Origin of the sequence: Shinella sp., assembly GCF_052438155.1 — a bacterium.
Lineage (GTDB): Bacteria > Pseudomonadota > Alphaproteobacteria > Rhizobiales > Rhizobiaceae > Shinella.
In genome coordinates, this window is record NZ_JBQVPI010000002.1 from 340381 (window position 1) to 363594 (window position 23214).

At 62.6% G+C, this 23214-nt stretch carries 23 protein-coding genes; 17 read left to right on the forward strand and 6 right to left on the reverse strand.

Annotation, left to right across the window (positions count from 1 at the left end):
- The first annotated feature begins 30 nt into the window (after positions 1-30).
- The gene (gene parC / locus ACT6VE_RS06265) at positions 31-2283 is read left to right on the forward strand and encodes a DNA topoisomerase IV subunit A (RefSeq protein WP_444797747.1); all 2253 of its coding nucleotides are present in this window, start codon (positions 31-33) and stop codon (positions 2281-2283) included.
- 225 nt (positions 2284-2508) lie between these two features.
- Here parC and ACT6VE_RS06270 read toward each other — a convergent pair whose 3' ends face one another.
- The 4 genes from ACT6VE_RS06270 to hemB form a co-directional block, all read right to left on the reverse strand.
- Complete coding sequence (locus ACT6VE_RS06270; protein WP_444797748.1) at positions 2509-3426, reverse strand: DMT family transporter; 918 nt, start codon at positions 3424-3426, stop codon at positions 2509-2511.
- Positions 3427-3440: 14 nt separating this feature from the next.
- Positions 3441-4211: an arginyltransferase gene (locus ACT6VE_RS06275; protein ID WP_444797749.1), complete on the reverse strand. Its 771-nt coding sequence runs from the start codon at positions 4209-4211 to the stop codon at positions 3441-3443.
- Between the two features lie 104 nt (positions 4212-4315).
- On the reverse strand, positions 4316-4780 hold the full coding sequence (locus ACT6VE_RS06280; RefSeq protein WP_444797750.1) for an RDD family protein: 465 nt from the start codon (positions 4778-4780) through the stop codon (positions 4316-4318).
- A 135-nt stretch (positions 4781-4915) separates the two neighbouring features.
- Positions 4916-5929, reverse strand: coding sequence for a porphobilinogen synthase (gene hemB / locus ACT6VE_RS06285; RefSeq protein ID WP_444797751.1), 1014 nt, complete (start codon positions 5927-5929; stop codon positions 4916-4918).
- Between the two features lie 172 nt (positions 5930-6101).
- Here hemB and ACT6VE_RS06290 point away from each other — a divergent pair, with 172 nt between their 5' ends.
- The 8 genes from ACT6VE_RS06290 to ACT6VE_RS06325 all read left to right on the forward strand — a co-directional run bounded on the left by ACT6VE_RS06290 (position 6102) and on the right by ACT6VE_RS06325 (position 13792).
- A complete protein-coding gene (locus tag ACT6VE_RS06290) occupies positions 6102-6572 on the forward strand; it encodes a DUF6163 family protein (protein WP_444797752.1) in 471 nt (156 codons plus the stop codon).
- A 130-nt stretch (positions 6573-6702) separates the two neighbouring features.
- Positions 6703-7215 (forward strand): transcriptional regulator LdtR, encoded by a 513-nt coding sequence (gene ldtR, locus ACT6VE_RS06295; RefSeq protein WP_444797753.1) that lies wholly within the window; start codon positions 6703-6705, stop codon positions 7213-7215.
- 289 nt (positions 7216-7504) lie between these two features.
- The gene (locus tag ACT6VE_RS06300) at positions 7505-8827 is read left to right on the forward strand and encodes a L,D-transpeptidase family protein (protein WP_444797754.1); all 1323 of its coding nucleotides are present in this window, start codon (positions 7505-7507) and stop codon (positions 8825-8827) included.
- A gap of 192 nt (positions 8828-9019) precedes the next feature.
- Positions 9020-10318, forward strand: a complete 1299-nt coding sequence (glyA, locus tag ACT6VE_RS06305) for a serine hydroxymethyltransferase (RefSeq protein WP_444797755.1) — start codon at positions 9020-9022, stop codon at positions 10316-10318.
- 9 nt (positions 10319-10327) lie between these two features.
- Positions 10328-10807: a transcriptional regulator NrdR gene (gene nrdR, locus ACT6VE_RS06310; protein WP_069059189.1), complete on the forward strand. Its 480-nt coding sequence runs from the start codon at positions 10328-10330 to the stop codon at positions 10805-10807.
- Entirely contained in the window at positions 10808-11905 is a 1098-nt protein-coding gene (ribD, locus tag ACT6VE_RS06315) for a bifunctional diaminohydroxyphosphoribosylaminopyrimidine deaminase/5-amino-6-(5-phosphoribosylamino)uracil reductase RibD (protein WP_444797756.1), read from the forward strand.
- Positions 11905-12522: a riboflavin synthase gene (locus ACT6VE_RS06320; protein ID WP_444797757.1), complete on the forward strand. Its 618-nt coding sequence runs from the start codon at positions 11905-11907 to the stop codon at positions 12520-12522. Before ribD ends, ACT6VE_RS06320 begins: the two co-directional genes overlap by 1 nt.
- 133 nt (positions 12523-12655) lie before the next feature.
- Positions 12656-13792: a diguanylate cyclase gene (locus ACT6VE_RS06325; protein ID WP_444797758.1), complete on the forward strand. Its 1137-nt coding sequence runs from the start codon at positions 12656-12658 to the stop codon at positions 13790-13792.
- 6 nt (positions 13793-13798) lie between these two features.
- Here ACT6VE_RS06325 and ACT6VE_RS06330 read toward each other — a convergent pair whose 3' ends face one another.
- A complete protein-coding gene (locus tag ACT6VE_RS06330; protein ID WP_444797759.1) occupies positions 13799-14302 on the reverse strand; it encodes a cupin domain-containing protein in 504 nt (167 codons plus the stop codon).
- A gap of 199 nt (positions 14303-14501) precedes the next feature.
- On the opposite strand from ACT6VE_RS06330, the gene ribH reads away from it, so the two are divergent.
- The 4 genes from ribH (at position 14502) to ACT6VE_RS06350 (ending at position 19013) form a co-directional block, all read left to right on the forward strand.
- Entirely contained in the window at positions 14502-14963 is a 462-nt protein-coding gene (gene ribH, locus ACT6VE_RS06335; protein WP_444797760.1) for a 6,7-dimethyl-8-ribityllumazine synthase, read from the forward strand.
- Entirely contained in the window at positions 14960-15442 is a 483-nt protein-coding gene (gene nusB / locus ACT6VE_RS06340; RefSeq protein WP_444797761.1) for a transcription antitermination factor NusB, read from the forward strand. The genes ribH and nusB overlap by 4 nt, the downstream gene beginning before the upstream one ends.
- A 14-nt stretch (positions 15443-15456) precedes the next feature.
- Positions 15457-16683, forward strand: a complete 1227-nt coding sequence (locus ACT6VE_RS06345; RefSeq protein ID WP_444797762.1) for an MFS transporter — start codon at positions 15457-15459, stop codon at positions 16681-16683.
- A 194-nt stretch (positions 16684-16877) separates the two neighbouring features.
- Positions 16878-19013 (forward strand): sodium-translocating pyrophosphatase, encoded by a 2136-nt coding sequence (locus ACT6VE_RS06350; RefSeq protein WP_444797763.1) that lies wholly within the window; start codon positions 16878-16880, stop codon positions 19011-19013.
- A 72-nt stretch (positions 19014-19085) separates the two neighbouring features.
- On the opposite strand, the gene ACT6VE_RS06355 is transcribed toward ACT6VE_RS06350, so the two are convergent.
- Positions 19086-19589, reverse strand: a complete 504-nt coding sequence (locus tag ACT6VE_RS06355) for an outer membrane protein assembly factor BamE (RefSeq protein ID WP_444797897.1) — start codon at positions 19587-19589, stop codon at positions 19086-19088.
- Positions 19590-19715: 126 nt separating this feature from the next.
- On the opposite strand from ACT6VE_RS06355, the gene ACT6VE_RS06360 reads away from it, so the two are divergent.
- The 4 genes from ACT6VE_RS06360 to ACT6VE_RS06375 all read left to right on the forward strand — a co-directional run bounded on the left by ACT6VE_RS06360 (position 19716) and on the right by ACT6VE_RS06375 (position 22994).
- Positions 19716-20270 carry a ubiquinol-cytochrome C chaperone family protein gene (locus tag ACT6VE_RS06360; RefSeq protein WP_444797898.1) on the forward strand — a complete coding sequence of 185 codons (555 nt, stop codon included), beginning with the start codon at positions 19716-19718 and terminating at the stop codon, positions 20268-20270.
- A gap of 19 nt (positions 20271-20289) precedes the next feature.
- Entirely contained in the window at positions 20290-20844 is a 555-nt protein-coding gene (locus ACT6VE_RS06365; protein ID WP_444797764.1) for a YceD family protein, read from the forward strand.
- A gap of 118 nt (positions 20845-20962) precedes the next feature.
- The gene (gene plsX / locus ACT6VE_RS06370) at positions 20963-22021 is read left to right on the forward strand and encodes a phosphate acyltransferase PlsX (RefSeq protein ID WP_444797765.1); all 1059 of its coding nucleotides are present in this window, start codon (positions 20963-20965) and stop codon (positions 22019-22021) included.
- Between the two features lies 1 nt (position 22022).
- Positions 22023-22994, forward strand: a complete 972-nt coding sequence (locus ACT6VE_RS06375; RefSeq protein WP_444797766.1) for a beta-ketoacyl-ACP synthase III — start codon at positions 22023-22025, stop codon at positions 22992-22994.
- Positions 22995-23214 lie beyond the last annotated feature (220 nt).

A 23214-nucleotide genomic window follows, 5' to 3' on the forward strand; every position in this document is an offset into this window, starting at 1 on the left:
GCGAATCGGTAGGACCGCTAGTCAAGTGCCATGGGACAAAACACTTTGCCGCCGGATGGCGGAGACGACAATATCGTGCCGGTCGACCTCAAGGCGGCGCTGGAAGAGCGCTACCTTGCCTATGCGCTGTCGACCATCACGCAGCGCGCGCTGCCGGATGTTCGCGATGGCCTGAAGCCGGTGCATCGCCGCATCATCCACGCGATGAGCGAAATGGGCATTCGTGCCAATTCCTCGTTCAAGAAATGCGCGCGTATCGTCGGCGACGTCATCGGTAAGTTCCACCCGCATGGCGACCAGTCGGTCTACGATGCGCTGGTGCGCCTCGCGCAGGATTTCTCGCAGCGCTATCCGATCGTCGATGGCCAGGGCAATTTTGGCAATATCGACGGCGATAATGCGGCCGCCTACCGATACACCGAAGCGCGCATGACGGATGTCGCGACGCTGCTGCTCGAAGGCATCGGTGAGGACGCCGTCGATTTCCGCCCGACCTATAACGAGGAAGACGAGGAGCCGGTCGTCCTGCCGGGCGCCTTCCCGAACCTGCTTGCGAACGGTTCGTCCGGCATCGCCGTCGGCATGGCGACGTCCATTCCCTCGCACAATGTGCACGAACTCTGCGACGCGGCACTGCACCTGATCCGTCAACCTGACGCACCGGTGGAAAAGCTCGTCGAATTCGTGCAGGGCCCGGACCTGCCGACCGGCGGCATCATCATCGATAGCCGCGAGAGCATCCTGGAGGCCTACAGGATAGGGCGCGGCGGCTTCCGCGTGCGCTCCAAGTGGCAGATCGAGGATCTCGGTCGCGGCGGTTATCAGATCGTCGTCACCGAAATTCCTTACCAGGTACAGAAGTCGCGGCTGATCGAGAAGATTGCCGAGCTGCTGATTGCCCGCAAGCTGCCGCTGCTCGAGGACATCCGCGACGAATCGGCGGAAGACGTGCGCATCGTGCTGGTGCCGAAGAGCCGCACCGTCGATCCGACGATCCTGATGGAATCGCTGTTCAAGCTTTCGGAACTCGAAAACCGCATTCCGCTCAACATGAACGTGCTGTCCATGGGGCGCGTGCCGCGCGTCATGGGTCTGCGGGACGTGCTCGTCGAATGGCTCGCCCACCGGCGTGACGTGCTCCAGCGCCGCTCGCGCCACCGCCTGGCTGCCATCGACCGCCGGCTCGAAATCCTCGGCGGCTATCTCATCGCCTATCTCAACCTCGACGAGGTGATCCGCATCATCCGCGAGGAGGATGAGCCGAAGGTCTCCTTGATGGCGACATTCTCGCTGACGGACGTGCAGGCCGAAGCGATCCTCAACATGCGCCTGCGCTCCTTGCGCAAGCTGGAAGAGTTCGAGATCCGCACCGAATTCGACGCCCTGTCGAAGGAGAAGGCGGAGATCGAGGCGCTGCTCGCCTCCGATGAAAAGCAGTGGCAGACCGTCGCCTGGGAAATCGGCGAGGTCCGCAAGAAATTTGCCAAGGCGACCGAACTCGGCCGCCGCCGCACCCAGTTCGCAAGCGCCCCGGACGCCGACGTCGAGGCGATCCAGCAGGCCATGATCGAGAAGGAACCGGTGACGGTCGTCATCTCGGAAAAGGGCTGGATTCGCGCGTTGAAGGGCCATATGGCCGACACATCCGGCCTCCAGTTCAAGGAAGGCGATGCGCTCAAGGTGGCGTTCCCGGCGCAGACGACGGACAAAGTTCTGATCGTGACGACGGGTGGCAAGGTCTTCACGCTCGGCGCCGACAAGCTGCCGGGCGGCCGTGGTCACGGCGAGCCGCTGCGCATCATGGTCGACATGGAAAACGACCAGGCCGTGCTGACCGCCTTCGTGCACGATGCGTCGCGCAAGGTCATCATCGCCTCGCAGGCCGGCAACGGGTTCATCGTTTCGGAAACCGAGATGGTCGCCAATACCCGCAAGGGCAAGCAGGTGATGAATGTCGGCATGCCGGACGAGGCGAAGCTCGTCGTGCCGGTGCGCGGCGATCACGTCGCCGTCGTCGGCGAGAACCGCAAGATGCTGGTCTTCCCGCTGTCGCAGATGCCGGAAATGTCGCGCGGCAAGGGCGTGCGCCTACAGCGCTACAAGGATGGCGGCATTTCCGACCTGCGCTGCTTCGCGCTCGCCGACGGCCTGACCTGGGACGACAGCGCCGGCCGCAACTTCGTGCGCAGCAAGGACGAACTCGCCGAATGGCTCGCCGACCGCGCAACGGCAGGCCGCACCGTGCCGAAGGGGTTTCCGCGGAGCGGCAAGTTCAGCGGGTGATCAGCCGGAATAGGGGACGCTGACGTCGCGCAGGAAGCGTGTCGTCAGCGTTTGCCAGTTCCCGAAGCGCCTCTTTGTACTTCTCCGCACCCAAACGGGCCGCTTCCAACTGCCTCGCCTTGTCTTCATCGTAAGGCGGCGGCGGGGCTTCTCGCTTTTCGTCTTTTTGCGTCAGAACGGTTCAAGGCTCCGTGCCCGCTCTCCTGCTTGGGAGACTCTATCATTTCACCCCGTAAACGGAAATTCCGCCGCCGCGTCGCCGGCCCTGGTGGCGCGGGCTTTTGAGCGCATTTGCCAGAAGGAATGGGCAAGCAGCGCGAGGATGAGGATGGAGCCGCCGATCAGGGTTTGCGTGGTGGGGGTTTCGGCGAAGACGATCCAGACCCAGATGGGGGCGAGCACGGTTTCGAGCAGGTAGAACATGCCGACTTCCGGCGCCGAGAGATAGCGAGGGCCGGTGGCGAGACACCAGAAGGCGAGGGGCAGCAGCACGAGGCCGTTGAAGAGGATGTAGACCGGTTCGGCGACCGTCAGTCCGGCGGACGGAAGACAGAACAGCGCGACGACGCCCGAGAGCACGGCGGCAACGAGCGGCACGAAGCCCATGTCGGCACCGCTTTTGCGGCTGAGCGTCAAGGCGATCGCCAGCAGAAAAGCCGAACAGGCGGCCATCGCGTCGCCGAAGACGTTTCCGCTCGAAAGCCCGTCATGCACGATCAGCAGGACGCCGGCAACCATGGCGGCCATGGTCAGGAGTGTCGCGTTGCTCGGCCGCTCGCCCAGAAAGATCCAGGAGAGGATGGCGGCGAACATCGAGGTGAAGGCGAGGATGAAGACGACATTGGCCGTCGTCGTGTTGAACACCGCCAGCATGAAGGTCAGCCCGTTGATGCCGTAGACCAGGCCGATCAGCAGGCCGATGCGGCCGGGAATGAGCACCGTCTTGCGGCGGAAAGCGAAATTCAGGACGGCCCACAGAGCGAGCGCCATCACGAAGACCGAGATATTGCGCAGGACGACCATCGACCAGACGTCACCGTCGGCGGAGCGGATCAGCGGGATATCGAAGGAGAGGGCAAGACCGCCGATGGCGGTGATGAGAAGCCCCTTGCGATGAAGGGCCGGGTCATTCTTCTGGGACAAGTCGGGAACCGATTCTACGGCTGGGTTTCGGTATTTTCCCCATCATAGCGTTCCCAACCCCGCGGCATCAGGTGTTCCTGCGGCAAAAACTTTGTTTTGTAGTCCATTTTGCGCGATCCCTTGACCCAATAGCCGAGATAGACATGCGGCAGGCCGAGCGCCTTGGCGCGACGGATATGGTCGAGGATCATGAAGGTGCCGAACGAGCGGTCGGCGCGCTCCGGATTGTAGAAGGAATAGACCATCGACAGGCCATCGCCCATGCGGTCGGTGAGCGCCACGGCCAGAAGCTCGCCCTGCGGCCGCTCCTTAAGGCCAGCACCTTCCTCGCGCAGGCGGTATTCGATGATCTTCGTGTTGACGTGGGTGTCTTCCACCATCATCGCATAGTCGAGCACCGACATGTCCGACATGCCGCCCTTCTGGTGGCGGGCATCGAGATAGTGGCGGAACAGCGAGTACTGCTCGCTCGATGGCTCGGCCGGATATTCGTATGCGATGAGATCGGCATTCGTTGCGAGCACCCGGCGCATGGAGCGGCGCGGCTTGAACTCGTTGACGAGGATGCGCACGGAAATGCAGGCGCGGCAGGTTTCGCAGGCCGGGCGATAGGCGATGTTCTGCGAGCGGCGGAAGCCGCCCTGGGTCAGGAGATCGTTCAGCTCCGGCGCGCGTTCACCCACCAGGTGGGTAAACACCTTCCTCTCCATCTCCTGCGGCAGATAGGGGCAAGCCGCCGGCGCGGTGAGATAGAATTGCGGGGAGGATGTTGCCTGCGTATTCATCGGCCGTGAGGCGACTCCGTCGTGTGACACTTCTATGCCAATACCATGGCCTAGTTCAAAAAAAGGTCAACCGGAGGATTTCGCCTGCCCGTTTTGGCTGGTTGTCAATAACGGTCGCGGCGAACCACCACGGTGCCGAGCAAAAGGTCGTGCAACAGGCGGCCACGATCGGTGAAGAGGCCGACGAGCACGACGAACGGTGTCAGCAGCGCATTGCCGATCCAGAAAAGCACGAGGTGCACGATCGCCGTGAGGAAATCGACGGGGCGACCATCGACGCGGGCAAGCGCAAGCCCCATGGCGTTCATGCCGGCGCTCGCCTGGCTGGGGCCGCCCATGGTCAGGCCGAAATAGAGCATGGCGACGATGGCGAAAAGCGCGGGATAAAGGAAGAAACCGAGGCCGAGCGTCAGGATGCCGAGGAAGAAGACCACGACAGCGGCCGGAATCCAGAGCAGCGCGACGATCGCGTAGTCAATCAGAAACGCAAAAATCCGCCGCGACAGCACGCCGCGATAGGCCTGCCAGTCCGTCGTCGGAACCCGCGTTTCATTGAAATCCGCACTCATCTCGTTGTCTCCCGAATGGAACATGCCACTGATATGGGGATGCTCTGATGGAAAACAACGGGTGAGTCAAAGGCAGAAATTTCCTCCGTCACGCCGGCTCAGGGCCGGCATGCGGGGAGGAGGGCGCTTTGGAGTTCAGCCTTTGCGGGCGAGATGCCGTGCGACGTCCATCGCGAAGTAGGTAAGAACACCATCACAGCCCGCGCGCTTGAAGGCGAGCAGGGTTTCGAGCATGACGCGCTCGCCGTCGATCCAGCCGTTCATCGCGGCGGCCTTGATCTGGCTGTACTCGCCCGAGACCTGATAGGCGAAGACCGGCAGGCTGAAGGCCTCTTTCATGCGCCAACAGATGTCGAGATAGGGCAGGCCGGGCTTGACCATCAGCATGTCGGCGCCTTCCTCGACGTCGAGTGCTGCATCACGGATCGCCTCGGTGCCGTTGGCCGGATCGATGTAGTAGGTCTTCTTGTCGCCCTTCAGCAGGCCGCCCGTACCGATCGCATCGCGATAGGGACCGTAGAAGGCAGAGGCGAACTTCGTCGCATAGGACATGATGCCGACATTCTGGTGGCCGGCGTCATCGAGGGCGCGGCGGATCGCGCCGACGCGGCCATCCATCATTTCCGAAGGGGAGATGATGTCGGAGCCGGCATCAGCCTGAATGACGGCGGCCTTCGCCACGAGTTCGACCGTCTCGTCATTGACGATGACATCTCCGCGCAGCACGCCATCGTGGCCATGGCTGGTGAAGGGATCGAGCGCGACATCGGTGATGACGCCGATGTTCGGCACGGCCTTCTTGATGGCGCGTGTGGCTTCATTGATGAGGTTGTCGGCGGCGAGACAGTGCGAGCCGGTCTCATCGCGCAGCGACATCTCGATATTCGGGAAGGTTGCGAGCGCGGGAATGCCGAGGTCGGCAGCCTCTTTCGCCGCTTCGACGAGCTTGTCGATGCTCATGCGGTTGACGCCCGGCATGGCGGCGACGGGATCGACCACGTTCGTGCCCGGCACCACGAAGACCGGCCAGATGAGATCGTCGACCGTCAGGCGGTTTTCCTGCACGAGGCGACGCGTCCAGTCGGCCTTCCGGTTGCGCCGCATACGGCGGCTGCCGGTGATGTCGTCGACAATGGTTCTGCCGGTCATGTTGCCTTTTCCTCTGCACGATCCGCTTGACGCCTCCTTATCACGCCGGGTCCGGCAATCAAATCACCAGCACAGGGGAGGCCTGCGGCATATGGCCGTGCAAGTGCTCTGCCGTATTATGTGTGCAAGGCCATATGCTTCCGTCTTGCTGCTAAATGCTCTGGCGGGCTTTATGCCGGTCGGCCTTGCCCTTACTGTCCGCACCATGGTTGCTGATTCTGCCAAAGGTCCCAGACCGAGCCTGACCGAAACGCTGTTTATGCTGTTCCTGCGCCTGGTGGCGGTGGGCTCCTTGTGGTTCGCGCTGCAATATTGGGCGATGCTGACCGGCTTCTCCTTCAACGGGCAGGGGCGGTTCGATCTGCTGCCGCCGGCATGGAAGGCGGCCTATACGGCGCTTGCCGTGCTTTTCCCCGTGGCCGCCGTCGGCCTCTGGCTTCTCGTCTCCTGGGGGCCGGTGATCTGGCTCTTGGCGGCAGCGACCGAGGTCGCCATGCATGAGGTCTATCCGTCCATTTTCGGCATCGACCGGCTGCTTGTTTTCGCGCATGGCGCGGTGGCCATCGTCTTCGTTCTTTTCCAGGCGGCGCTCTTCATTCAGCGGCGCCGGCAAACCCGCACGGTAAGACCTGATTCACCCTGAGACAGAGTCGCCCTCCGGTAAGGCGCTGTTAAGCCTGCAGTTTAAGTAGAATTTTAGATGCATTCGTTAGGTTCTCACTCAAGGCGGGAAAACAAACCACACCGCCAAACAAAACAGTGAGGCAGTAACCATGAACACCAAGATGAAGCCGCAGCAGGCCCCCGTCGTCGACCCGCAGGAAGACGCGATCCGCAACCTCTATCTGGAATCCCTCCACCTCGTCGAGCGTCTGCACCGTCGCCTGCTCGACGTCATCAAGGACGAGTTCGACCGCGCCGGTCGCTCCGACGTCAACGCCGTCCAGGCGCTGCTCCTTTTCAACATCGGCAATTCCGAACTCACCGCCGGCGAACTTCGCTCCCGCGGCTACTATCTCGGCTCGAACGTCTCCTACAACGTGAAGAAGCTGGTCGATCTCGGTTTCATCAACCACCAGCGCTCGCGCATCGACCGTCGCTCCGTCCGCATCAGCCTGACGGAAAGCGGCCAGGAAATCGCGGAAACCGTCGCCAAGCTCTATGAACGCCACACGGGCTCGATCCAGAAGGTCGGCGGCATCGGCGAAGGCGAGTTCAGCCAGATGAACAAGCTGCTCCAGCGTCTCGATCGCTTCTGGAACGACTCGATCCTCTATCGCCTGTAATTTCTGCCGAGATTTCCGACCTCCTCCCTAAAAGCCGGCCGCGTTCCCTGCGCGTCCGGCTTTTCAATTCTTCGCCTGCCTCTCCGCATGGCCGGTGCGTAAGGCCCCGAGACACGAATTGGCCATATTGCTGTGACACCCGGATGAGGGGCTTAAGGTATGCGCGAGCGGCAGGGCCGGTTTGCGTTTGTTAACCCTGTTCGTGATAGCTGCATCGGGTATGGACCTTTGGTCGATGTGCCGCGTGCACCTCGCCGCCCGTTGCGGCGCTCAGGAGATGGTAGGATAAATGTCTCGCAAAACCGGATTTGATGTGTTCTCGCGCCGCGCCTTCCTGCGCTCTGCCGCAACCTTCGGTGCCGCCGCCGTGGCCGGCCCCGTGCTCGCCCAGACAGCGCTCGATGACATCCTCAATACTCCGCGCCGCGGCAACTGGGACGACCAGTTCGACGCCGAGGCCTCGCGCACCGCCACCGCCGTCGTCTCCAACAACCCGATTTTCGGTTCCGGTACGTCCGGCTATCTCCAGCAGGCGATCGCCGATTACCAGAACATCGTCTCCAGCGGTGGCTGGCCGATGGTCAATACGCAGCAGAAGATGGAAATGGGTGTCTCCGACCCGGCCGTCCAGCAGCTGCGCCAGCGCCTGATCATTTCCGGCGACCTGCCGCGCTCCGCCGGTACGAACGGCGCCTTCGATTCCTACGTGGACGGCGCCGTCAAGCGCTTCCAGGCGCGTCATGGCCTGCCACCCGACGGTGCCGTCGGCGAATACACGCAGAAGGCCCTCAATGTGACCGCCGTCGTTCGTCTTGGCCAGCTCCAGACGAATCTCGTGCGCCTCCAGGCCATGTCCGGCGACCTCGGCCGCCGCTATGTCGTGGTCAATATTCCGGCCGCCTATATCGAAGCTGTCGAGAATGGTCGCGTCGCCTCGCGCCACACCGCCATCGTCGGCAAGATCGACCGCCAGTCGCCGGTATTGAACTCCAAGATCTACGAAGTGATCCTCAACCCCTACTGGACCGCGCCGCGCTCGATCATCCAGAAGGATATCATGCCGCTGATGCGCAAGGATCCGACCTACCTTTCGCGCAACGCGATCCGCCTGTTCGACGGTTCGGGTGGCGAAGTCTCACCGGAAACGGTCGACTGGAATGCCGAAAAGGCACCGAACCTGATGTTCCGTCAGGACCCGGGCAAGATCAACGCGATGTCGTCGACGAAGATCAACTTCCACAACGAGCACCAGGTCTACATGCACGATACGCCGCAGCAGGGCCTGTTCAATAAGCTGATGCGTTTCGAATCGTCGGGCTGCGTGCGCGTTCAGAACGTGCGCGACCTCTCGCTCTGGCTGCTCAAGGATACACCCGGCTGGTCGCGCTCGCAGATGGAAGCGACGATCAAGAGCGGCGTCAACACGCCGGTCAAGCTGACGGAGGAAGTGCCGGTCTTCTTTACCTACATCACCGCCTGGTCTGCCAAGGACCGCGTCGTCCAGTTCCGCGACGACATCTACCAGAAGGACGGCGCAACCGAGCTTGCCCTCCAGACCGGTTACAACCAGGAAGGCGGCCAGGCCGTCGACAGCGACCTTCTGCCGCAATAAGGCAAATTGTCTGATTTTTTCAAAGGCCCCGCATTCCACGGGAATGCGGGGCCTTTGTCGTTTCGGCTTTTATCGCCTTGTCGTTTTTATCGCATAAGGCGCGTGGAAATGGCGCAAACCGTGGAGCGGATATTGCCCTTGCCATGCGAGGACGATAAACACCGTGCCACCTACCCTAAAGGAGCCTCGAGGATGAGCCAGTCTTCCGCCACCGAAGTTTTCTTCACGCGTTCCCTTGCCGATACCGATCCGGATATTTTCGGTTCCATCGAGAAGGAACTCGGTCGCCAGCGCCATGAGATCGAGCTGATCGCCTCCGAGAATATCGTTTCGCGCGCCGTGCTCGAAGCCCAGGGCTCGATCATGACGAACAAGTATGCCGAGGGCTATCCGGGCAAGCGCTATTACGGCGGCTGCCAGTTCGTCGACATTGCCGAAGAGCTCGCCATCGAGCGCGTCAAGAAGCTGTTCGGCGTCGACTTCGCCAACGTCCAGCCGAACTCCGGTTCGCAGATGAACCAGGCCGTCTTCCTCGCGCTGCTGCAGCCGGGCGACACGTTCATGGGCCTCGATCTCAACTCGGGCGGTCACCTGACGCACGGTTCGCCGGTCAACATGTCCGGCAAATGGTTCAACGTCGTGTCCTACGGCGTGCGTGAAGGCGACCACCTTCTCGACATGGACGACGTTGCCGAAAAGGCGCGCAAGAACAAGCCGAAGCTCATCATCGCCGGCGGCACCGCCTATTCCCGCATCTGGGACTGGAAGCGTTTCCGCGAGATCGCCGATGAAGTCGGCGCCTACCTGATGGTCGACATGGCCCACATTGCCGGCCTCGTCGCCGGTGGCCAGCATCCGTCGCCGTTCCCGCATTGCCATGTTGCGACGACCACGACGCACAAGTCGCTGCGCGGCCCGCGCGGTGGTGTCGTTCTGACGAACGACGCGGATATCGCAAAGAAGATCAATTCGGCCGTCTTCCCGGGTCTCCAGGGTGGCCCGCTGATGCACATCATCGCCGCCAAGGCCGTTGCCTTCGGCGAAGCGCTGCAGCCGGAATTCCAGGATTACGCCGCGCAGGTCGTCAAGAACGCCAAGGCACTGGCCGAGACGCTGAAGGCCGGCGGCCTCGACATCGTTTCGGGCGGCACCGACAACCACCTGATGCTGGTCGACCTTCGCAAGAAGAACGCCACCGGCAAGCGGGCGGAAGCAGCGCTTGGTCGCGCCTTCGTCACCTGCAACAAGAACGGCATCCCGTTCGACCCTGAAAAGCCGTTCGTCACCTCCGGTGTCCGTCTCGGCACCCCGGCCGGCACGACCCGCGGCTTCAAGGAAGCGGAATTCACGGAAATCGGCAACCTGATCGTCGAGGTTCTCGACGGCCTGAAGGTCGCCAATTCCGACGAGGGCAATGCAGCGGTCGAAGCGGCCGTGCGGGAGAAGGTCGTCGCGCTGACGGGCCGTTTCCCGATGTACCCCTACATGTAAGGAACGAGAATGCGCTGCCCCTATTGTGGTTCGGAAGATTCGCAGGTGAAGGATTCCCGTCCGGCAGAGGACGGGGCCGCCATTCGCCGCAGGCGCATCTGCCCGGATTGCGGCGGACGGTTCACGACCTTCGAACGGGTGCAGCTGCGCGAGCTGATGGTTGCCAAGAAGACGGGTCGCAAGGCCCCCTTCGACCGCAACAAGCTCGTGAAATCCTTCGAGATCGCGCTTCGCAAGCGGCCCGTCGACCGGGACCGTATCGAACGCGCGGTCTCGGGCATCGTCCGGCGCCTCGAAAGCTCCGGCGAGACGGAAATCTCGTCTGAAGAAATCGGCCTCCAGGTGCTCGAAGCCCTGAAGGCGCTCGATGACGTGGGCTTCGTGCGCTACGCCTCGGTCTACCGCGACTTTTCCCATGTCGACGATTTCGAGAAGATCCTCTCCGAAGTCGCCGCCAAGATCGCCCGGGATCCGGGCGCGGACGGCTAGATGTCCGGCCTGGCCGAAGACGAACGCTTCATGGCAGCGGCGATCCGCCTCTGCCGCCGCAATCTCGGGCTTACGTCTACCAATCCCTCCGTCGCCTGCCTGATCGTCAAGGACGGCGTGATCCTCGGCTCGGCCGTGACAGCGCCGGGGGGGCGCCCGCATGCGGAAACGCAGGCGCTCACCGAAGCGGGCGAGGCCGCCCGGGGTGCTACTGCCTATGTCACGCTTGAACCCTGCTCGCATCACGGCAAGACGCCGCCCTGCGCCGATGCGCTGATTGCGTCCGGCGTGGCACGGGTCGTCGTCGCAGTGACGGACCCGGATGAGCGGGTGGCGGGCAGGGGGCTTTCGATGCTGCGGAATGCCGGCATCGCGGTCGAGACGGGCGTGCTGGAGGCGGAAGGCCGTGCGGCACTCGCTGCCTACTTGAATCGCCAGACGAAGAAGCAGCCCTATGTGACTCTGAAACTTGCCGTTTCGGCCGATGGCATGCTTGGCCGTTTGGGCGCAGGGCAGGTGGCCATCACCGGTCCCGTTTCGCGCGGACAGGTGCATGTGCTGCGCGCCGAGACGGATGCTATCTTGATCGGCATCGGCACCGCGCTCGCCGACGACCCGGAACTGACCTGCCGTCTGCCGGGGCTGGAAGCCCGCTCACCCGTTCGCATCGTGCTCGACCCGCGCCTGGAACTGCCGCCGACGTCGAGGCTCGCCGAAACGGCGCGCGTCGTCCCGGTCATCACGGTAACGGCGAAGGAGAGTATGGATGACCCGGCCCTTGCGATTCGCCGCGAGGCGCTGGAGGCGCTCGGCGTCGAGGTGCTGATCTGTGATCCGCGCCGGCTCGATGCGCTGCTGACGGCGCTCGCTACACGCGGCATTTCCTCGCTGCTGGTCGAAGGCGGCGCGCGGGCGGCGCGGTCTTTCCTCGACGCCGGCCTTGTCGACCGCATCCTGCTGTTCAATGGCGCGGGGACCATTGGCAAAGACGGCGTCGCATCCCCATGTGTGTCTGAGCGGATGCCGGACGGCTTTTCGCTCCTCCATACGGCCCGCTATGGTGCGGATGTTCTGCAAGATTACGAAAGAGACGAGTGATGTTTACCGGCATTGTCACGGATATCGGAACGGTCGAGAAAGTCGAACCCATGAACGAAGGCGTTCGCCTTCGCGTTCGCACCAATTATGATCCGGCCACCATCGACATGGGCGCGTCGATTGCCCATTCCGGCACCTGCCTCACTGTAACGGCGTTGCCGGAAGAGGGCGCGAATGCCCGCTGGTTCGAGGTGGAGGCTTGGGAAGAGGCGCTACGGCTGACGACGATCGCCGGCTGGAAGGCCGGCACCAAGATCAATCTGGAACGCTCGCTCAAGATCGGCGACGAACTCGGCGGCCACATCGTCTCCGGCCATGTCGACGGCAAGGCGGAAATCTTGTCCGTCGAGGCCGAGGGCGATGCCACGCGCTATCGCATCCGTGCGCCGGAAGGCCTCGAGCGCTTCGTTGCGCCAAAGGGCTCCATCGCGCTGGACGGCACCTCGCTCACCGTCAACGCGGTCGATGGCGCGGTCTTCGACGTGCTGCTGATCCGCCACACGCTGGAAGTGACCACCTGGGGTGAACGCAAGGCAGGTGACTTCGTCAACTTTGAGGTCGACACGATGGCGCGCTACGCGGCGCGGCTTGCGGAGTTTCCCACCCCCAAGGCGTGACGGCAGCGTGACATAACGGGCACCTGTGTCATTTCGAAGCGCTGGGTGGCGGGGCTTTCCACCCCGAGGGTAACGATATCGATACTTCTCGGCTTCTAGTGTCTCCGCATCGCACCGCTGGAGACGCTCAAGCATGACGCCTGACTACCACACCCTGCTTCTGGCGATCGGGCTGTCCGGCTTTTGCCTGTCCGCCACGCTGTTTGCGTCGTGGATGTCCGCGCGTGTCGAGCGCTTCCTGCTGTCCTGGTCCATCGGCATCGGCTTCATCGTGCCGGCAGTGGCCGTCTACGGCCTCTATGTCGACCAGCCGACCGTTTTTCTGGGCGTGTTTGCATTCCTCATGCATTTCGTCGGCTTCGCCTTCATTTACGGTGCGTCCTATCGTTTTCGCTCGGGGCGCAGCGGGCGTTGGCGCATCGCAGCGGTGTTCACGGCATGCTCGCTGGTTGCCCTGCCGCCAATCATCGCCGGGTATGATGGCATCGGTTTTATCGCGCTCAACCTGCTGGTTGCCGGCTGCCTCGTCGCCACGGCGTGGGAATATTGGCAGGGTCGCCGGGAGGCGCCACTGCCATTGACGGGCATCGTCATTCTCTACCTGCTGACGGCCATCTCCTTCGCGCTCTGCGCTGGCGTGCTTCTTCATGATGGCCGTTGGGTGATGGGCAGCGCGCCGGTAAACTGGGCGGAAAATCTCAATCTCGTCATGGCGATCATCGGCATTACGGGCATCGGCGCGATGTCGCTTGCCCTCAACCAGTGGCGTGTCGCCGACAACCACCAGCGCGCGGCCATGACCGATGCCCTGACCGGCCTGCTCAACCGCCGTGCTCTCTTTGATCGCTATGGCGATGTGCAGGTCAATGAGCATACAGCCGCGATCGCCTTCGACCTCGACAGCTTCAAGTCCGTGAATGACCGGCACGGTCATGCGGCCGGCGACACGGTGCTCAAGGTTTTCGCCGACGTCCTTCGGGACGTGTCCGGCACATCCGCCTGCATCGCCCGCCTCGGCGGGGAGGAGTTCGTTGTCGTGCTCGACCGGACATTGCCAGATCGCGCGCATCGCATCGCCGAACGCATTCGCGAGGATTTTGCCGCGAAGCTCATCCCCATCGGCGGGCGCTCCATCACGTGTACTGTCAGCGCGGGCATAGCCTTCGGCAATGCCGGATGCCTGAGCTTCGATTCCTTGCTCAGCAATGCCGATAATGCGCTCTACATGTCGAAGCGCGACGGCCGCAACCGCGTGTCGCTTGCCGCCTGAGCGCCATCACGCGCCGGGCTCGCCCTCCCAGTAGTCCACCGCTTCGCCGGCGCGGCCGATGGTGCGAAACTCCGTCCTGCCGCCCGTCGAAAGCCGGGTTTTCGCAAGGAACTTTCCGGAATCCGGATATTCGCAGATCTCGGTTGCCGCCATGGACGAGATGGAAAGATATTTCAGCGGAACCGTCCCGGTATTGATGATCTGGTGTGCGGTTTCCGGCCCGCCGGCTGGTGCACCGAGCACATCGCCCGGCCCCACCGGATGCCGTTCGCTGCCGTAGCGATAGGTCCCATGCCCCTGCAGGATGACGAAAAGTTCGTCCTCGACGTGATGATTGTGAAAGGGACAGCCGGATTTGCCCGGCGGTACCTCGCCATAACCGATGCCGAGGTCCTTGAGGCCGAGAAGGGCGCCAAAGGCGGTGTCGCGGGATTCGTAGAGCGTGCCTTGGCTCCAGTGCTCGAGTTCCAGTCTGGCAAGATTGACGATTGGGGCTTGCTGTTCGCTCATTGCGGTTTCCTCGCGCCGGGGATTGATATATCGTTCTCATTTTGTTCCGATATGTCAATCCCGTTTCATGCGGTGGGCCTTTGCCGGAGGGCGAAATCGCAATACGGGGCGGAAAATGCTTGCCAAGCACGGTCGGGCGTGGTTTGACCGCCGCCTCTGTCCGCCGATGCGCGGCTTGCTTCCAATTTTCAGGTGATTTATGGCCAACACCGATAATCCCCATCTCCTCGTCGTCGAAGCTCGCTTCTACGATGACATGGCCGATGCGATGCTCGACGGCGCCAAGCATGCGCTCGATGCCGCCGGCGCTACCTACGATATCGTGTCCGTCATGGGCGCGCTCGAAATCCCCGCAGCCGTTGCCATGGCGCTCGACGGTGCGGAAAACGGCGGAACCTGGTATGACGGTTTCGTCGCGCTCGGCATGGTCATCCGTGGCGAGACCTATCATTTCGACATCGTCGCCAACGAATCCAGCCGCGCGCTGATGGACCTCGCGGTCAGCGAGAGCCTGCCGATCGGTAATGGCATCCTGACTGTCGAGAACGACGCACAGGCCTGGGCGCGTGCGCGCCGTTCGGAAGGCGACAAGGGCGGTTTTGCTGCTCGCGCAGCACTCACCATGATCGAGCTGAAGAAAAAACTGGGCGGCGAACAGTGACAACGGATAAGGACCAGCAGCCGGTAAAGCCGGCCAACCAGCGCGGCGCGGCGCGGCTTGCCGCCGTGCAGGCGCTCTACCAGATGGATGTCGGCGGCGCAGGCGTGCTTGAGGTCGTGGCGGAATACGAGGCGTACCGCCTCGGCCAGGAGCTCGATGGCGACACCTATCTCAAGGCCGACGCCTCGTGGTTCCGCTCGATCGTTTCGGGGGTCGTGCGCGATCAGCGCCTGCTTGACCCGATGATCGGCGCAGCCCTTCAGGACGACTGGGCGCTTTCCCGGGTTGATTCCACTGTACGCGCCATCCTGCGTGCCGGCACGTTCGAGCTGAAGGAACGCAAGGACATACCGATCGCTGTGATCGTCACGGAATATGTCGAGATCGCCAAGGCATTTTTCGAAGACGAGGAACCCAAGCTGGTGAACGCGGTACTCGACCGTATCGCCAAGCAGGTCCGGCCGGATATCCGCAAGTAGATTGGTAGAATGGCATGAGCACGGGCACGGTCGAAGGTCTTGAACGGGAACTTTCGGCCGCGCGCCGCAACGTGCTCCTGCTGACATTGGCGCAGGCGTTGCTCGCCTCGGCCGGTCCCATCGCCTTTTCGATCGGTGGCCTTGCCGGCTACAATCTGCTCGGTGAGGACAAATCCCTTGCCACCGCCCCGCTGACCGGCTTCAACATCGGTGTCGCGCTTGGCGCGGTTCTGGTCGCCATCGCGGCGCGCCTGCTCGGCCGAACCCATGGTTTCATTGTCGGTGCGCTGCTGGGGGCCTCGGGTGGGCTTATCGCGGCCATCGCGCTTTTCCGTGGCGATTTCTGGCTATTTGCCTTCGGCTTCGTGTTCATCGGCATATCGGGTGGTTTTGCGCAAAAAATCCGTTTTGCGGCGGCCGATGCGTCGCCCTCTTTCTACAAGCCGCGCGCCATTTCCTGGATTCTTGCCGGCGGTGTGATTTCGGCCGTGCTCGGCCCGCAGGTGGTCATTTTCAGCAAGGACTTGTTCGAGCCGGTGCTGTTTGCCGGCGCCTTCGTGGCGCTCTTGCCGCTCTGCCTTGCCGCAATTCCGCTCTTCCTCTCCCTGCGTCTGCCCGATCACAAGGCCGCAGGCACCGCGAGCGGCCAGGCCGCAAGGCCGCTGAAGGAAATCGTGCTGACCCAGCGTTTTCTGACTGGCATGTTTTGCGGCATTTCCTCCTACGCGCTAATGACTTTCATGATGACAGGCGCGCCGCTCGCCATGGTCATCGGCTGCGGCTTCTCGCCGGAGCTTGCGACGCTCGGCATCCAGTGGCACGTGCTTGCCATGTTTGCGCCGAGCTTCTTCACCGGCATCCTGATTCAGCGTTTCGGCACGGAGAAGGTGGTGGCCGCTGGCCTCGTCATACTCATGGCCTGCGCGGTCGTTGCCCATTCCGGCATCGAACTCTGGAATTTCTGGGGCGCGCTGATCCTGCTCGGCCTTGGGTGGAATTTTGGTTTCATCGGTGCCACCGCCATCGTCGCGTCCAGCTATCGGCCGCACGAGGCCGACAAGGTGCAGGGTTTTCACGATATCGTGCTCTTTGGTGCGGTGGCGCTCGCCTCGTTCTCCTCCGGCAAGGTGTTCAACGCCTATGGCTGGCAGGCGATCAGCCTGATGTTCTGGCCAATCACCGGTGTAAGCCTTATCCTCGTTCTCCTTCTTATTTTACGTGCCCGCCGCACCGCGGCCTGAGCTCCTCCATAGGTCGACGCCGAAAAATCCAGCGCTGAGCACGGCTTGCCGCAGTGCGGCGGCTTGACGCAGCCGATTCGCAAACGCACTCTGACCGCGCGCCGGCCCCCGCCTTGTGAGGAGGCAAACGGGAGCGGGCGCGTATTCGGCCGCGGGGAGAGGACCCCGTGGTTTTCAAGGAGGACAGAGCGAAAATGACCATATTGCTGGGCGTTATCGCATGCGGGTTGCTCTCGGTGGTTTATGCCATCTGGGCGACGAGGTCGGTGCTTGCCGCCGATCAGGGGAATGCCCGCATGCAGGAAATTGCAGGTTATATCCGGGAAGGGGCACAGGCCTATCTCACCCGGCAATACAAAACCATTGCCATCGTCGGGGTCGTCGTCTTCATCGGCACCTGGCTTCTGCTTTCCGCAACGGCTGCGATCGGTTTCCTGATCGGCGCCGTACTTTCGGGCGCCGCCGGCTTCATCGGCATGCATGTCTCTGTCCGCGCCAATGTGCGCACGGCGCAGGCTGCGTCCGTCAGCCTGTCCTCCGGCCTCGACATCGCCTTCAAGTCGGGCGCAATCACTGGCATGCTGGTCGCCGGTCTCGCTCTGCTGGGCGTTTCGATCTATTACGGCTATCTCACCGGCGTTCTCGGCCTGGAACCGGCTTCGCGCGACGTCATTGACTCGCTCGTCGCGCTCGGCTTCGGCGCTTCGCTGATTTCCATCTTCGCCCGTCTCGGCGGCGGCATCTTCACCAAGGGTGCGGATGTCGGCGGCGATCTCGTTGGCAAGGTCGAAGCCGGCATCCCGGAAGACGACCCGCGCAACCCGGCAACCATTGCCGACAACGTGGGCGACAATGTCGGCGATTGCGCCGGCATGGCCGCCGACCTGTTCGAGACCTATGCGGTAACCGTCGTCGCCACCATGGTTCTTGCGGCGATCTTCTTTGCCGGCACGCCGGTTCTTGCGAGCACCATGGTCTATCCGCTGGCGATCTGCGGCGCCTGCATCATCACCTCGATCATCGGCACCTTCTTCGTGAAGCTCGGCTCGAACGGCTCGATCATGGGCGCCCTCTACAGGGGCCTGATCGTCACGGGCGCGCTATCGGTCCTCGGCCTCGGCGCGGCGACGTCGCTCACCATCGGCTGGGGGCCAATCGGCACCGTAGCAGGTAGGGAGATCACCGGTACGAACCTCTTCATCTGCGGCGTGCTCGGCCTCGTGGTCACGGCGCTCATCGTGGTGATCACCGAGTACTACACGGGCACCAACAAGCGCCCGGTGAACTCGATCGCCCAGGCCTCCGTCACCGGCCACGGCACCAACGTCATCCAGGGCCTTGCCGTTTCGCTGGAATCGACGGCGCTACCGGCGATCGTCATCGTCGGCGGCATCATCGCGACCTACCAGCTTGCCGGCCTGTTCGGCACCGGCATTGCCGTCACCGGCATGCTCGGCATTGCCGGCATGATCGTTGCGCTCGACGCCTTCGGCCCGGTCACCGACAATGCCGGCGGCATTGCCGAAATGTCGAACCTGCCGCCGGAGGTGCGCAAGTCGACCGATGCGCTCGACGCCGTCGGCAACACGACCAAGGCCGTTACCAAGGGCTATGCGATCGGCTCTGCGGGCCTCGGCGCGCTGGTGCTGTTCGCCGCCTATTCGAACGACCTTGCCTACTTCGCGGCAAACGGTGACAAATACCCCTATTTCGCGGATATGGGACCGGTCTCCTTCGACCTCTCCAACCCCTATGTCGTTGCCGGCCTCATTTTCGGTGGCATGATTCCGTATCTCTTCGGCGGCATCGCAATGACGGCCGTCGGCCGTGCGGCTGGGGCCATCGTGGAAGAAGTGCGCAGGCAGTTCCGCGAAAAGCCCGGCATCATGGCGGGCACGGAGCGGCCGGATTACGGGCGTGCCGTCGACCTGCTCACCAAGGCGGCGATCCGCGAAATGATCGTGCCGTCGCTGCTGCCGGTTCTGGCGCCGCTCGTCGTCTATTTCGGCGTGCTGCTGATTTCCGGCTCCAAGGCCTCGGCCTTCGCGGCGCTTGGCGCATCGCTGCTCGGCGTCATCGTCAACGGCCTCTTCGTGGCGATTTCCATGACCTCCGGCGGTGGCGCGTGGGACAATGCCAAGAAGAGCTTTGAAGACGGTTTTGTCGACAAGGACGGCCAGCGTCACATGAAGGGGTCGGACGCCCACAAGGCATCCGTCACCGGCGATACTGTCGGCGATCCCTACAAGGACACGGCAGGCCCGGCGGTGAACCCGGCGATCAAGATCACCAACATCGTGGCGCTCTTGTTGCTTGCCGTTCTCGCCTGATTGGAAGGCCGGCAAAAAAGAAACCGCGGGGAGCGATCCCCGCGGTTTTTTATATAGGAATATTGGTGCGGCCTACCTCGGAGTGTTGCCGAAAACATTCTGTAGCGCCGATCCGGGATTGGCGCCGCCGCCGCGCAGCAGTTGCCCGAGGAAGGTGAGTTCCTTGCCGCCGGTCGGCGTGACGCGGTTGATCATGTCGAAGACCCTGCCGTCCTTCAGCGTGTAGTGCGCGAGACGTTCGACCACGCCGTCCTTGTCGAAATAAACGGCGAGCACGCTCTGCTCAATGAGCTTCGGCTTCATGAACGCTGCGGAGCGCTTGCGCGTCTGCGAAACGTAATAGAAGACCTCGTTGTCGAAGGTCGCGGTTGCGGACGGCGAGCCGAGGGAAAGCAGAACCTGTTCGCGCGACGAGCCGACGGGGGCGAGGGCCAACGTTTCCTGATCGACGACATAACCCTGGTGCAGAACCTCGCTCGGGCCCTGGCAGGCGGCGAGAACGGACGCGGAGAGGGTGACGGCAACGGCGGCGTTACGCAACAGTTTCATGTTCAGAGCATCTCTCTTCAACGACATCCACAGGACTGTGATGGCCGCGCAGCCATTGCAATTCATGCCTGCTTCGGTAAACCAGCTTCGACCGTCATGCAACATGACTTGCGACGGCACCATGGTTTGAATCGGGCAAAACTAGGCTTTATGATGATTTTCGGCCTGTTCGGCAAAAAAAACGGCAACCGGCGTATCGTCGAAAAGCAATATGCGACGCTGACAAAAGCGGCGCGGCATCCCTATCTCTATGAAGTGCTTGATGTTCCTGACACGGTGATGGGCCGTTTCGAGATGCTCTCGGCAATCTTGATCCTCTACTTCCGGCGCACGCGCAAAAGCGGCACATCGGGCCAGGAGATCGCCCAGGAGATCGTCGACGCCTTCTTCGAGGATGTCGATCATTCGATTCGCGAGCTTGGCGTGGGCGATGTCGGCGTGCCGAAGCGCATGAAGAAGTTCGCCGGCATGTTCTATGGCCGGCTCGAATCCTATGCCGCGGCGCTCGATTCCGGCGATCGGGAAGCCTTGGCGGCGGCACTTCGGCGCAATATCTATCCGGAGGGGGGCGAGACCGCTCCAGCCATGAATGGGCTTGCTGGCTATCTCTTCGCGGCCGAGGCGGCGCTGGTCGCCAGCGACGAAGACAATATCAGGATCGGCGCGCTTCCCATAGCGCAACCCGATCGCGAAGGACGCACTGCCTGAGGGCAGGGAAGGCAAGACGATGAAAAACGATGACGACATTCCGTTCTCCTATGCGGTCAAGGTGGCGCGCATCTCGGCCAATCCAGTCGAGGTGACGATCAGCGCCGACGCCGACGAACGGTTGGGGCTGGCAAAACTCTGGTCCGTGCTGGAGGTGAAGGCGCTTTCCGCGACGTTCACGGTGCAGCGCTGGAAACGTGACGGCGTGCGCATTCGGGGGCGGGTCACCGCGGATATCGTGCAGGCCTGCGTCGTCACGCTCGATCCGGTCGAGGCCCATATCGACGAACCCGTAGAGGCCGTCTTCGTGCCGGAGGGCTCCAAACTCGCCAAGCCTCTGGTCGCCACGGAGAGCGGCGAAATGCTGCTTGATCCAGAAGGTCCCGATGCGCCGGAAATCTTCACCGGTGACACGATCGATGCTGGCGTGGTCGCGGCCGAACATGTGGCGCTCGCCATCGATCCTTACCCGCGCAGGGTCGATGTCGCCTTTTCGGGCCATATCGAGAGCACGGACGAGGACGACAAAAAACCGTCGCCTTTTGCCGTTCTTAAGGACTGGAAAAAAGACTGAGCCGGCTCGCAACCGTCGGATAATTCAGTTGTGCCCCCCGCGAAAAGCGGTATTTTGGCCGAATTCGGCCACGGTGGCTTCTCCGCCGCTGGAAAACAAGAATTAAGGCAAGACACGCGTGGTCAGAATTTCCATCGATGTCATGGGAGGCGATTTCGGTCCGAAAGTCGCCATCCCTGGCGCAGCCAAGGCTCTCGAGCGCCATCCCGACATCCGCTTCGTGCTTTTCGGCAATGCAGCCGATTGCGAACCGATTCTGGCGCAATACCCGAAACTGAAGGCTGCAAGCAGCTTCCATCATTGCGACGTCGCCATCGCCATGGACGAAAAGCCGAGCCAGGCGCTGCGCCGCGGCCGGGGCAAATCTTCCATGTGGCAGGCGATCGATGCGGTGGCGAAGAACAACGCCGACGTGGCCGTTTCCGCTGGCAATACCGGCGCACTGATGGCGATGTCGAAGTTCTGCCTGCGCATGATGGCCAATATCGAGCGCCCGGCGATCGCCGGCATCTGGCCGACCCTGAAAGGGGAGAGCATCGTGCTCGATATCGGTGCGACGATCGGCGCCGACGCCAACCAGCTCTTCGATTTTGCGCTGATGGGCGGTGCAATGGCGCGCGCGCTGTTCGAGATCGACAAGCCGACGCTCGGCCTGCTGAATGTCGGCGTCGAGGAAATCAAGGGCCAGGAAGAGGTCAAGGCCGCCGGCCAGCTCATTCGAGAGGCCAATTTCGACACGATTGACTATTACGGTTTCGTCGAAGGCGACGATATCGGTCGCGGCACGGTGGACGTCGTGGTCACGGAAGGTTTTGCCGGCAACATTGCGCTCAAGACGGCCGAGGGCACGGCGCGGCAGATTGCAGAATATCTGCGTGCAGCCATGACGCGTACCTGGCTTGCCAAGCTGGGCTATATTCTGGCCAAGAGCGCGTTCGACCGCGTGCGCGAGAAGATGGATCCGCGCAAGGTGAACGGGGGCGTGTTCCTCGGCCTCAACGGCATCGTCATCAAGAGCCATGGCGGCACGGATGCCGAAGGGTTCGCGGCCGCTGTGGACGTCGGTTACGACATGGTCCGCAATGGACTCAAGGAAAAGATCGAAAGCGATTTACAGAAGTATCATGCCGGCCGCCCCGTCGAGGGCGCCGCTCAAGGCATGACTGACGAGGTATAGAATGATCCGATCAGTGGTCCGCGGTTTCGGAACGGCGCTTCCGAAGCGGGTACTCACCAATGCCGAACTGGAAAGCATGGTCGACACGTCCGATGAATGGATCGTGCAACGGACCGGCATCCGCCAGCGATACATCGCCGGCGAGGGCGAAACGACCGCCTCGCTGGGTGAGGCAGCGGCACGTGCCGCGCTCGACAATGCCGGCCTCACGGCCGCCGACATCGACCTGATCATCGTTGCGACCTCGACACCGGACAACACGTTCCCGGCGACCGCCGTCAACATCCAGAACCGTCTCGGCATGCATCACGGCTTTGCCTTCGACGTGCAGGCCGTCTGTTCCGGCTTCGTCTATGCGGTGACGACGGCGGATGCCTATATCCGCGGTGGCCTTGCCAAACGTGTCCTCGTCATCGGTGCGGAAACCTTCTCGCGCATCCTCGACTGGACGGACCGCACGACCTGCGTGCTGTTCGGCGACGGCGCCGGTGCCATCGTGCTGGAGGCTCAGGAGGGGGCTGGCACGGTTGAGGACCGCGGCGTGCTGACGACACAACTTCGCTCCGACGGCGCGCACCGCGAAAAACTCTACGTCGATGGTGGCCCGTCCACGACGGGTACGGTCGGCCATCTGCGCATGGAGGGCCGCGAGGTCTTCAAGCATGCGGTGGGCATGATCACCGACGTGGTCGTCTCAGCCTTCGATGCGACCGGTTTCACCGCCGAAGACATCGATTGGCTGGTGCCACACCAGGCGAACAAGCGCATCATCGATGGTTCGGCCAAGAAACTCGGCATTCCGCTCGAGAAGGTCGTCGTCACCGTCGATCTGCACGGCAACACCTCTGCCGCCTCCATCCCGCTCGCGCTGGCGACTGCCGCGCGTGACGGGCGAATCAAGCAAGGCGATATCGTTCTGCTGGAAGCCATGGGTGGCGGCTTCACCTGGGGCGCGGTCCTTCTGCGCTGGTAGGAGCGGCCCCCGTCCAAACGCTCCTTCCGAGGATGGCTCGCTCTCGGCACGCTTTGGAATACGCGGACTGCGGGCGGGCTCCCGTCTAGCGTCCTCGTGGGACAATTCCCGGCCGCGTGAGAGGGGAACGGTCAGGGTTGGCTCTCAGGGCCGCTTGACCGCGCGGGGGAAGGGCAATAGTCTCCCACCACTTAACCATGCGCTTTCAATAAGAAATTGG

Coding starts and splice junctions, on each gene's coding strand:
- ACT6VE_RS06300 (WP_444797754.1), top strand. CDS start 7,505: ATGTCTCGCAAAACCGGATTTGATGTGTTCTCGCGCCGCGCCTTCCTG.
- ldtR (WP_444797753.1), top strand. CDS start 6,703: ATGAACACCAAGATGAAGCCGCAGCAGGCCCCCGTCGTCGACCCGCAG.
- glyA (WP_444797755.1), top strand. CDS start 9,020: ATGAGCCAGTCTTCCGCCACCGAAGTTTTCTTCACGCGTTCCCTTGCC.
- parC (WP_444797747.1), top strand. CDS start 31: ATGGGACAAAACACTTTGCCGCCGGATGGCGGAGACGACAATATCGTG.
- ACT6VE_RS06290 (WP_444797752.1), top strand. CDS start 6,102: ATGCCGGTCGGCCTTGCCCTTACTGTCCGCACCATGGTTGCTGATTCT.
- nrdR (WP_069059189.1), top strand. CDS start 10,328: ATGCGCTGCCCCTATTGTGGTTCGGAAGATTCGCAGGTGAAGGATTCC.
- ACT6VE_RS06360 (WP_444797898.1), top strand. CDS start 19,716: ATGATTTTCGGCCTGTTCGGCAAAAAAAACGGCAACCGGCGTATCGTC.
- ribH (WP_444797760.1), top strand. CDS start 14,502: ATGGCCAACACCGATAATCCCCATCTCCTCGTCGTCGAAGCTCGCTTC.
- ribD (WP_444797756.1), top strand. CDS start 10,808: ATGTCCGGCCTGGCCGAAGACGAACGCTTCATGGCAGCGGCGATCCGC.
- ACT6VE_RS06275 (WP_444797749.1), bottom strand. CDS start 4,211: ATGAATACGCAGGCAACATCCTCCCCGCAATTCTATCTCACCGCGCCG.
- hemB (WP_444797751.1), bottom strand. CDS start 5,929: ATGACCGGCAGAACCATTGTCGACGACATCACCGGCAGCCGCCGTATG.
- ACT6VE_RS06355 (WP_444797897.1), bottom strand. CDS start 19,589: ATGTCGTTGAAGAGAGATGCTCTGAACATGAAACTGTTGCGTAACGCC.
- ACT6VE_RS06320 (WP_444797757.1), top strand. CDS start 11,905: ATGTTTACCGGCATTGTCACGGATATCGGAACGGTCGAGAAAGTCGAA.
- ACT6VE_RS06375 (WP_444797766.1), top strand. CDS start 22,023: ATGATCCGATCAGTGGTCCGCGGTTTCGGAACGGCGCTTCCGAAGCGG.
- ACT6VE_RS06365 (WP_444797764.1), top strand. CDS start 20,290: ATGAAAAACGATGACGACATTCCGTTCTCCTATGCGGTCAAGGTGGCG.
- ACT6VE_RS06330 (WP_444797759.1), bottom strand. CDS start 14,302: ATGAGCGAACAGCAAGCCCCAATCGTCAATCTTGCCAGACTGGAACTC.
- ACT6VE_RS06325 (WP_444797758.1), top strand. CDS start 12,656: ATGACGCCTGACTACCACACCCTGCTTCTGGCGATCGGGCTGTCCGGC.
- ACT6VE_RS06345 (WP_444797762.1), top strand. CDS start 15,457: ATGAGCACGGGCACGGTCGAAGGTCTTGAACGGGAACTTTCGGCCGCG.
- ACT6VE_RS06350 (WP_444797763.1), top strand. CDS start 16,878: ATGACCATATTGCTGGGCGTTATCGCATGCGGGTTGCTCTCGGTGGTT.
- ACT6VE_RS06280 (WP_444797750.1), bottom strand. CDS start 4,780: ATGAGTGCGGATTTCAATGAAACGCGGGTTCCGACGACGGACTGGCAG.